The sequence below is a fragment of the Bradyrhizobium genomosp. I (2014) genome, assembly GCF_000261685.1.
Taxonomy (GTDB): domain Bacteria; phylum Pseudomonadota; class Alphaproteobacteria; order Rhizobiales; family Xanthobacteraceae; genus Bradyrhizobium.
Window position 1 is genome coordinate 1 of the sequence record NZ_AJQE01000110.1, and the last position, 10,483, is coordinate 10,483.

Below are 10,483 nucleotides of genomic sequence, written 5' to 3' on the forward strand. Positions count from 1 at the left end.
AGACAGTCCGTCCTCCCTTTATCGTCGCGCCAGACTGCAACCGCTCGAGAGCTGACGCGTCGATCCGGTCGAGCCGCCGTTCGACTGCGACGGGAATTCCTCGAACGGCGAGTTCTGCTTGCCGGTGTTGAATTCGAAGATCTTGCGGAACAGGCCGGGAGCCATCGCCGAGATCGGATTGACACGCATCACGGGTGCCGCCGGCGTGCCGACGACCTCGTAGGTCACGCCGATCAGCCCCTCGTTGTTGCCGCCGCCGAGGAAGATGCCGAACAGCGGGATCTGGCCGAAGATGTTGTTGACGCCATACATCGGCACAAAGGTGCCGCTCATGCAGACCTGGTTGCCGGGATAGTCGATCGAGCCCTCGATGGTGGCGCCGATCATCGGGCCTTTCACGACGCCGTCACGGATCGTCAACGCGCCGTTCTGGCGGGTGAACTCGGCGCGCAGCGCACTGAAGGAGACGCCGTTGCCGGTGCCATTGGGCGCGCCGGCGGCGACGCGTTCGAGCTGCGCCTCGCCCTTCACCGTGAAGTCGCGAACGTTGATGAGGCCCTCGCGCGATGTGTTCGGCTCGGATGTCGGCGGCTCCATCGCCACCACCATCTGGCCGCCGACCGCCTTGGTGTAGGTGTCGGTGAAGCGCAGCAGCGCGCCGGCATCGTTGGTCTGGAGATAGATCACCTCGCGGTTGCCCTGCGCGCGGCCGCCGCGCAGGTCGGCCGCCACCGGCGTGTCGCGGCCGATCTTGCCGCTCAGCGTGAAGGCTTTGACGGCGCCGTTGCGCTTCGACATCTTGGCATCGACGCTGCGCATGGCCTCGCCGTTGAATCCGGCCACGGCGCCGAGCTTCACGTCGATGTCGAAATCGACGTTCTTCAGCTTGCTCTTGGCATCGTCCTTGGAATTGCCCGAGATCGCCGACTTCAGGAAACCGCGGCCGTCGAAGACGTCGCCGCGCATCGTGCCGCGCACCACGCCGTCCTGGCTGCGCTCCACCTTGAGCGACGCCTTGTCGCCGTCGGACGGCGCGTAGGTCGGGAAATTCGCATTCATGAGATCACCGTTCGCGTCGACCTCGAGCGAGCCCTTGATCGAGGCGCCGCCGCCCTCGATGACGATGTCCTCGAAACGCGTCGATTGCGCCGTCGGCACCACCTTGAAGCTGGCCTTGGCCGACTTGCCCGGCGGCTTGACCCAGCCGGGCAGGATGTTGTCGAGCTTGACCGAGGTCAGGTCGGCCTCGACGCCGAGCTTGGTCGTCTGATCCGGGCCGCTTGCGATCCTGCCCGACAGCTTGATCGGCAACGATCCGCTGACGGCGGGGCTCAGATCAAATCCCAGGCGCGCGCGGCTGGCATCGTCCAGCGTCGCCTGCAATCGGACGTCCGCATCGCCCTCGGCCGGCTTGCGATAGTCGAGCGAGGCCGCCTGCCCGTTGATCTTGACGTCGCCCTTGACCTGATAGCCCTGGTTATTGGCGACAATCTTGAGATTGTTCGCCTCCAGCTTCTGGTTCATCACCAGCTTGTCGGCGGCAAAGCCGTTGAGGTCGGCGGTGACGGCATAGGTGGTGTCGGCCTTGGTCAGCTCACCCTTGACCGGCATGCCGAGCTGGATGTTCGCCGAGAACGTCCCCTTGCTGGTGCTGGGATCGACGACGGTCGACGACAGATCGCTCAGGCGGTCATTGGCGAGCATTTCGGCCGCCGCAGGCACCGATCCGTCGACGCGAAACTTCGTTCGCGACGGCGACGGCTTGGGCGCCATGTCCGGCACCTCGAAGGTGAAGTCGGAGATCGTGATCTTGCGGCCGGCGGGCGTATCGGCAACGCCCTGCCCGATGTTCACGGTCGCGGTGCGTCCGGTCACGCGCGCCTTCAAATCGGCATCACGCACCACCGGCATGCCGTCCACGGGGCGGACCGCGACGCCGCTCGCCACGATGTTGACCGAGAGGCCGTCGTCCGGAATGGGCGGGCCCCTGCGGGGCAGGTTCTTGGTCGGCGAGTTGATGCCGATCTCGATGCGCTGGAGCGTTCCGCGCTCGATCCGTTCGATCACCCATTCACGCAATTCGGGAACGACCAGCGTCGGCCACATCCGCTTCAAGGCAGAGGCCGACATCGGCGTTCCCGCAAAGCCCAGCGTCAGCCGCGGCTCGCCGGAATAGTCGATGGCACCGGTGCCGGCGACGCCGATCTCGCCATTGCTGATGTCGGCCTGCGTCAGCAAGAGGCGTTTGTGATCTGTGTCGAAGCGGAATCCGATCGCAATGCGGTTGAAGACGAGCGGCGGCTCGTTGTCGATGCCGCCGAGCAGAATCGAACCGCCGCTGAAACCGAGCTGCCAGTCGTTGGTGGTGCCGTTGGGCGGCTCGAGATGAGCCAGCAGCGTCAGGCGGTTCGCACCGGAGAGAACCTTGAACGGAGCGACCAGCACGCGCCGGTTGGCGTCCCACTCGACGTTGATCTCGGCCGAGTCGATTCCCATCGGATAGTCGGGCGTGTCGGTGTCGATGATGTTGCCGGCGCCGACCGCGATCTTGCCGCTGAAGAAGGTCGGGACGCCATCGCGGCCGAGTTCGCCCTTGAGCTCGCCGGTCAGCGGCAGGTCGGCGGTATAGGTGAGGTCCTTCACCCGCAGCGCCAAGAGGATGTTGGAGGTCGAGACCTTGTCGGCCTTGATGTCGACCGAACGCACGCCGTTCTCGGCAGGGCCGATCGTGGCGCGCAGCATCCAGGGGTGCGCGCCCTCCTCGCCGAGGCTGAGCGCGACGCCGCCGCGGCTCGGCCGGCGCAGGCTGAGCGTGATGTTCTCAAAGGTCCATTTGCTGCCGCGCTGCTGATCGTCGACGATCAGATTGCCGTTCTTCAGGCCGATCTCGTTGAGGTTCTGGCCGTCGAGGCCGGTCATGCTCAGACTGTCGAGCCAATCGAGGCCCTGGAGGATGCCGCTCTGCGCGGCCGCCTGCGGTGCGGCCTGTGATGCCTCCGGGCTCGCAGGCGCGGTCGCGAATGGCGGCGGCGGGACACCGCTGCGCGGGAATGTCGGCGGCAGGCCGGCATCCTTCTTGGACGCGACACCCGTCGCCAGCGGCTTGGCTGTATCGCCGGCCGACACGGTGACAGTGCCGTCAGGAGCAATGCGAATTGCGAGCTCGGCATCAACGAGATTGAGGCTCTCGGCGCGCAGATGCCCCATCAGCAGACCCGCCCCCGACAGCCTCACCTCGGCCTTCGGTGCGCTGGCGACGATGGCGTGATCGCGGTCGCGAACGATGATGTCCCGGATGCGGACGGCAATGCGGACCCGGCCGGCGCGCTCGATCTGGGTGCCGCCGACCTCAACCGTGTTGCCGTGACCGATATTGTCCTCGATCGCGGCCGCCAGCCATGGCGTTGCGATGTCCAGATTGATGGGACCGGCGCCGAGCCGCCACCACACCGCACCAAAACAGCCGACGAAAATGGCGACCAGGGTGCCGACGACAACGACCAGGCGCTTCAGCCAGCGACCACCACCCAGCCAGCGGCGCAACGCGCCGAATCCGTCACCGACGCGGTGGAATCCCGAACCGGAACGAGCCAGCAGCCGGCGTGCACGATGGCCCGCCGCCGCTTCCTGATCCGGATCCCAGTCGGCGTCGTCCCAATCCTGCGGCTCATATTGGCCGCCGCGCCGATCGAAATCCCGGTTGTGGTCCTGGGGCGACGTATTCCTTGCCATTGCCTCTCGATACAGGCGCCCGTCATAGGATTGAGCACCGCCGGGACCGCAGCCGTCCAGGGGAAGTGAAGCTCCCTGCGCCGGCACTGCCGCCATACCTCGAATATTCCTGCTGTTCGTCATTTCGCCCCGGGAGCGCGTTCAACGAGCAGATGGGTGGTGTGTGGAATTCCTTGTAACCATACTCCGGCGTCGTCAGACTTGCCCAGCCGAGGGCGCGATTCCGGCACGCTGGACGAGAGCTGCAATACCGCTTCGGTTGACCCGCCGAAAGCGTCGAAAGGAAGGCGTATGTCCAAGAAATCCCGAAAGAAATCGTCCAAAACGTCCTCCGGCAGTTCGACCGCCAAAAAGAAGACCGCAAAAACGCGGGCATCGACTCAGGCACGGTCCGCGACAACACAGCGGACACCGGCCAGCAAATCAACCGGGACCATAGCAAAAGCAGGATCACATAAGGCCGCATCGAAACAGTTAAGTTCATCCAAATCAGCCTCTCGCCCGCCCGCTGCGGCGAGGTCCGGCCTGGCCGCGGGCCAGAAGGCGCCCGCCTTCCGCCTGCCCCGCGACGGCGGCGAATTGGTCACGCTGGCAGACTATGCCGGTCGAAAGCTCGTCCTGTTCTTCTACCCCCGGGCCGACACACCCGGCTGCACCCGCGAGGCGATCGACTTCACCCGCCTGGCCGATGCCTTCGCTGCCGCCGGCACCGCCGTGCTCGGCATCTCCGCCGATCCGTTAAAGGCCCAGGAGAAGTTCCGCGACAAGCACAAGCTGGGCGTCCCCCTCATCTCGGATGAGACACATGAGATGCTGGAGGCCTATGGCGCCTGGGGCCAAAAGTCCATGTATGGCAAAAGCTTCCTGGGAATTCTTCGCACCACGATATTGATCGGGACCGACGGCAGGGTGGCCCGGATCTGGCGCAATGTCCGGGTCGACGGTCATGCCGATGAGGTGCTGGAGGCGGCAAGAAGCCTTTAACCAGTCCGTTGAATTCGCCTGTTCCCATTTCCGGAAAATTAACCATGACCGGCCCAGATTGCTGCGGCAATTGAGCCGGAAGGAGCCCACCCGACCGGCGCGGGAGTGCCGATGTCGAAAAGTTCTGCCCAATACTCGCACTACCCCCAGCATCATCCTCATGACCACGGACGCGCCTTCCAACGCCGTCCGGCCGCCCCGGCGGCGGCCGCCGCGATTCCCCTGCCCGCCGCTGACGACGCCTACACCATTGTCCATGCCGGCAAGCAGGTCCGCTTCGGCCCTGTGGTGTTCTGGATCGTGGTCGGCACCGTCGTGCTGCTCGGGCTGTGGTCGGCCGCGACGGCCACTTATTTTGCGTTCCGTGACGACGTCCTGACCCGGCTGATCGCCCGGCAGGCCGAGATGCAATATGCCTATGAGGACCGCATCGCCGAGCTGCGCGCCAAGGTCGACCGCACCACCAGCCGCCAATTGCTCGACCAGGAACAGTTCGACCAGAAACTCGACCAGATCATGAAGCGCCAGACGGCGCTGGAGTCCCGGGCCACGGCGCTCGGGGCCATGCCCGACGTGACCGGCTCGATTCCCCGCTCCGCACCGCAGCGTGGCGATTCAAGCCAGACCACGCCAAAGCCGTCGCCGATCAGCGACACCGTCATCTTCGTGGCGCCGCCGGACCGCGAAGCGCGCCTCGAATCGCGTGCCCCGACCGTCGTGGCGCCGCCAGTCAGCCAATTCGCCAGGAACAACGGTTTCGACAACGTGCTGGCCCGGCTCACGAACTCGCTCGACCAGGTCGAGCGGCGCCAGATGGCGGCGCTCAGCGCCGTCGAGGAAAGCATGGATTCACGCATGCGCCGGATGCGCGGCGTGGTCAGCGATCTCGGCCTGAACCTCGCCCATCTCGAAGCTGCCGTGCCGCGCGCCGCGATGGGCGGGCCCTTCGTTCCCGTCAAATTGACGGCCAATGCAGGACCGTTCGAGAAGCAGCTCTATCGCATCAACACCACGCGCGCCGAGATGGACCGCCTCAACCGCACGCTGGCGCTGGTGCCCTACCGCAAGCCCGTCATCGGCGAAGTCGAGTTCACCTCCGGCTTCGGCGTGCGCAGTGATCCTTTCCTCGGACGGCCCGCGATGCACACCGGGCTCGACTTCCGCGCCGCCAGCGGCGATCCCGTTCGCGTCACCGCCAACGGCAAGGTGGTTTCGGCGGGCTGGTCCGGCGGCTACGGCCGCATGGTCGAGGTCGATCACGGCAATGGGTTATCGACGCGCTATGGCCATCTCTCCGAGATCAATGTCAGGGTCGGCGAGATCGTGAAGATCGGCCAGGTGATCGGACTCGTCGGCTCGACCGGCCGCTCCACCGGTCCGCATCTGCACTATGAGACCCGCATCGAGGGCGAAGCAGTCGATCCGCAGAAATTCCTGCGCGCCGGGGTCCGGCTCAGCGCGGGCTAGACCCTCGCTTCTCTTTTCGCCTCCTGCTCGCCCCCCGCGATCTTCCCTTGTCAGGCCGGGAGCTTACGCGCCGCGGCGCAGCAGGCCAAATGCGCGCCCGTCGATCACGAGCAGCGCGCTGCCGATGACGATTGCGCCCACGATCTCGCGCATGGAGATCGGCTCGCCCAGCACCAGCCAGCCCAGCAGGATGGCGGTGACGGGAATGAGCAGCGTCACCAGCATGACGTTGCTCGCACCCGAGCGCCGTATGATCTGAAAGAAGACGATGTAAGCGAGCGCCGTCGACAGGGCGGCAAGGCCGAGCACCGCCAGCCATGTCGTGAGGCCCGGCGCTGCAAGGCGCCAGGGCCGCTCCACCACGCCCGCGACAATCGCCATCATCACCGTCGATGCCATCAGCTGAAACGTCGCCGCGCCCAGCGGGGCTGCGTCCTTCAGCATTCGCCGCGCCGCCAGCGCCGCAAAGCCATAGCTCAGTGCGCCGCCGAGGCAGAGCAGGATACCGAGCCCCTGCCCCGGTCTCGTCTCGATGCCCCACCCGCGCAGGATGACCACGCCGACGACGCCAAGCGCTACGCCAGCGACCCGCCTCATCCGCAATGCTTCCTCGCCAGCGGCAGCCATCACGACCACCGCGAACAACGGCGTGGTGGCATTCAGGATCGAAGCGAGCCCGCTCGAAATGAAGGTCTGGCCGATCACGATCAACGAGAACGGAACGACGTTGTTGAGCAGCCCGATCACGACGAACGGCCGCCATCCCGTCATGCTCTTGGGCAGGCTGATCCCCCGCAGGCGCAGCAACGGCAGCAGCATCCCCGCGCCGAGCGCAACCCGCAGAAACACCAGCGTCAGCGGCGGAAGTTCCCGCAACGCCGCGCCGTTGAAGAAGAACGAACCACCCCAGAGGATCGAGAGCACGGCGAGCGGCGACCAGTCGCGCGCATCGATCCTGTTGTCATTCGGGGGCATGGGCTCTCACATCGACGGCCGAGCCCGCTGGCCTAGGACGACGCGGCGATCGGTGCCACCCGATTTCCGATGAACTGCCGGTTTACAAAACCGATGCTGGCAACGAACGGAGCGATCGAATTTACTCCATGTCGATGCAACCCGGCTAGGACGGCTCCCTCGGCCGCGACACCAGCTCGATCATCCTGCCTTCGTCGTCATCAGGCATCTCGGCCCTCGCCTGCGCGTAGGCCTCGACCGCGGCGCGCGAGACCAGCGGCTTGTCCGCCAAGAGGCTCTCGGCGAGCTTCACGGCGTAGGCGGCATCCTTGTGCCGCAGCGCTGCGGTGAAGGTCGCGCCGCTGAAGTCGCGCGCGACCATGCGCCTGGAGTGACGCGCTACCTGCGGGCTTGCCGCGACGCCGGCCTGGATCGACTCCAGCACGAGGTTCATGTCGAGCCCGGCCTGCTCGGCGATGGCAAGACCCTCGGCAAGACCGGCGATCTGGATCGCACCCAAGAGATTGTTGATGAGCTTGTAGACCGTCCCCGTGCCGACCGCGCCGAAATGGCGGATGGTCGAACCGATCGGTTCGAGATAGGGCCGCGCGCGCTCGAGATCTGCCGCATCGGCGCCGACGAGCAGCGTCAACTTCCCGGCCGCGGCAGCATCCGGCAATCCCGTCACGGGGCAATCGATGTAGATCAGCCCGCGCGCGTTGAGCTCGCGGCCCATCTCCCGCGCGTGGTCATAGGAGACGGTGGAGCATTCGATCGCGATGGTGCCGGCTTTCGCCGTCTTGGCCGCGCCCTTCGGCCCGAGCCAGACCGCGCGCGAGGCCTCGTCGTCGGCGACCATGGTCACGACCGCGTCGGCATCGATCGCGGCGTCCTCCGGTGAAGTCGCCCAATGCGCGCCGCGCGCGATCAGGTCTTCCGCCTTGGCCTTGCTGCGATTCCACAGCGTCACCGTGAACCCGGCATCGAGATAGCGGCCGGCCATGCCATGACCCATCCGCCCCAATCCGATGAAGGCGACACGGGGCATGGCTAGTCCACGTCCTCGATCTCGCCGGTCGTGGTGCCGAAGGCGCGCTGTGCCAGCGTCGCGGCCATGAACTCGTCGAGATCGCCGCCGAGCACGCCTGAGGTGTCAGAGGTCTGCACGCCGGTGCGCAGATCCTTCACCATCTGATAGGGCTGCAGCACGTAGGAGCGGATCTGGTGGCCCCAGCCGATATCGGTCTTGGCCGCCTGGTCGGCGGCGGCCTTCTCCTCGCGCTTCTTCAGCTCCATCTCATAGAGCCGCGCGCGCAGCATGTCCCAGGCCTGCGCCCGATTCTTGTGCTGGGAGCGGCCGGCCTGGCAGACCACCGCGACGCCGGTCGGAATGTGCGTCAGGCGCACCGCGGATTCGGTCTTGTTGACGTGCTGGCCGCCGGCGCCGCCGGAACGCATGGTGTCCACGCGGACATCGGATTCCTTGATGTCGATCTTGATGCTGTCGTCGATGACGGGGAAGACCTGCACGCTCGAGAACGAGGTGTGCCGCCGCGCGTTGGAATCAAACGGCGAGATGCGCACCAGGCGATGCACGCCGGCTTCCGTCTTCAGCCAGCCATAGGCGTTGTGCCCAGAGACCTGGATGGTCGCGGATTTGATGCCCGCTTCTTCGCCTTCGGATTCTTCCAGAAACTCGACCTTGAAGCCGTGGTTTTCGGCCCAGCGCGTGTACATGCGCAGCAGCATCTGCGCCCAGTCCTGGCTCTCGGTGCCGCCAGCGCCGGCATGCACTTCGAGATAGGAATCGAAGCGGTCGGCTTCGCCCGAGAGCAGCGCCTCGAGCTCGCGCCGTGCGACTTCCTTCTTGAGGTTCTTCAGCGCGGCTTCGGCTTCCGCAACGACGCCGTCATCGCCCTCGGCCTCGCCGAGCTCGATCATCCCGATGTCGTCTTCGAGCTCCTGCTCGACCTTGCCGATGCCCGAGAGCGCATCCTCCAGCGAGGTGCGCTCCTGCATCAGCTTCTGGGCTTTCTGGGGATCGTTCCAGAGGTTGGGATCTTCTGCGAGCTTGTTCAGCTCAGCGAGGCGCGCCGTCGATTTCTCGACGTCAAAGATGCCTCCTCAGCAGCCCGACTGACTGCTTGATCTCTTCTACCAACCGTTCGATTTCGGCGCGCATGTCGTTCTCTGGTTTCGCGGGACTGATCCCGCAAGCGATTGAGGTGGGGATGTAGCGGCGGCGGCTGCAAAGCGCAACCGCCGGAACCACGATCGTCCGTCTTGTCCTAAGGCCTAGTACAGCCCGCCGGTGCCCGGCCGCATGAAGAAGCCGGAATCCGGCTGCTGCTGCTGCGACGCCGGCATGCGCCCGTCAGCGTCGGCGACACCGATGACCGAATAATTGTCCGGCGGCGCCGTACCCGGCTTGAAGGCCTCGAGGATGGTTCCGCCGGTCTCGCCCGGGCCGGCGCGCATGCCGGTCTTGGCGACAACGCGCACGAGCTTGATGCCGGCCGGCACCTTGAACGGCACGGCGGGCTTGTCGGCGAGCGCGAGCTTGAGGAAATCGCGCGCGATCGGAGCTGCCAGATGGCCGCCGGTCGCGGCGTTGCCCCTGCCCAGCGGACGCGGCTTGTCGTAGCCCATATAGATCGCGACGGCGATGTCGGGCGAGAAGCCGACGAACCAGGCGTCCTTGGCCTCGTTGGTGGTTCCGGTCTTGCCGGCGACCGGCTTGCCGACATCCCTGACGACGGTGGCCGTACCGGCCTGCACCACGCCTTCCATCAGCTCGGTGATCTGATAGGCGGTCATGGAGTCCAGCACCTGCTCGCGGCGGTCGATCAGCTGCGGCTCGGGCTGGTTCTTCCAGCCGCCCGGCGCGTCGCAACCGCGGCATTCGCGCTGATCGTGCTTGAAGATGGTGTGGCCGTAGCGGTCCTGGATGCGGTCGATCAAGGTCGGCTTCACGCGGCGGCCGCCATTGGCGAGCATCGAGTAAGCCGTGACCATGCGCATCGCCGTCGTCTCGCCGGCGCCGAGCGCGTAGGAGAGATAATTCGGCAGCTCGTCATAGACGCCGAAACGGCGGGCATATTCACCGATCAGCGGCATGCCGATGTCCTGCGCGAGGCGCACCGTCACCGTGTTGAGCGACTGCCGCAGCGCGTTGCGCAGCGTTACCGGTCCCTGGAATTTGCCGGAGGAGAAGTTCTCAGGCCGCCACACGCCGGCGCCCTGGCCCTGATCGATTTCGATGGGCGCGTCGAGCACGACGGTCGAGGGCGTATAGCCGTTGTCGAGCGCAGCCGAATAGACGATCGGCTTGAACGACGAACCCGGC

General features: G+C 66.0%; 6 protein-coding genes and 1 pseudogene. 2 read left to right on the forward strand and 5 right to left on the reverse strand.

Annotation, left to right across the window (positions count from 1 at the left end; genetic code table 11):
* Positions 1–18: 18 nt before the first annotated feature.
* The gene (locus tag IC50_RS10545; protein ID WP_035703757.1) at positions 19–3,828 is read right to left on the reverse strand and encodes a YhdP family protein; all 3,810 of its coding nucleotides are present in this window, start codon (positions 3,826–3,828) and stop codon (positions 19–21) included.
* 195 nt (positions 3,829–4,023) lie between these two features.
* Here IC50_RS10545 and IC50_RS10550 point away from each other — a divergent pair, with 195 nt between their 5' ends.
* The gene (locus IC50_RS10550; protein WP_081492406.1) at positions 4,024–4,716 is read left to right on the forward strand and encodes a peroxiredoxin; all 693 of its coding nucleotides are present in this window, start codon (positions 4,024–4,026) and stop codon (positions 4,714–4,716) included.
* Between the two features lie 111 nt (positions 4,717–4,827).
* Positions 4,828–6,183: a M23 family metallopeptidase gene (locus tag IC50_RS10555; RefSeq protein ID WP_193374108.1), complete on the forward strand. Its 1,356-nt coding sequence runs from the start codon at positions 4,828–4,830 to the stop codon at positions 6,181–6,183.
* A 63-nt stretch (positions 6,184–6,246) separates the two neighbouring features.
* Here the strand turns inward: IC50_RS10555 and IC50_RS10560 are convergent, their stop codons facing one another.
* From IC50_RS10560 to IC50_RS10575, 4 genes and pseudogenes are all read right to left on the reverse strand, one after another.
* Entirely contained in the window at positions 6,247–7,158 is a 912-nt protein-coding gene (locus tag IC50_RS10560) for a DMT family transporter (protein WP_035703761.1), read from the reverse strand.
* A 145-nt stretch (positions 7,159–7,303) separates the two neighbouring features.
* Positions 7,304–8,209 (reverse strand): annotated as a pseudogene (locus IC50_RS10565) (NAD(P)-dependent oxidoreductase); the annotation flags it as partial.
* Positions 8,188–9,319 (reverse strand): peptide chain release factor 2 gene (prfB, locus tag IC50_RS10570; RefSeq protein ID WP_157460945.1). Its coding sequence is split into 2 segments (ribosomal slippage): positions 8,188–9,249 and positions 9,251–9,319, totalling 1,131 coding nucleotides; the frame shifts between segments, so codons are not numbered across the junction. The gene prfB and the pseudogene IC50_RS10565, both read right to left, overlap by 22 nt.
* A 113-nt stretch (positions 9,320–9,432) precedes the next feature.
* Positions 9,433–10,483, reverse strand: a 1,051-nt coding sequence (locus IC50_RS10575) for a penicillin-binding transpeptidase domain-containing protein (protein WP_035703767.1), incomplete at its 5' end; no start/stop codon positions are given.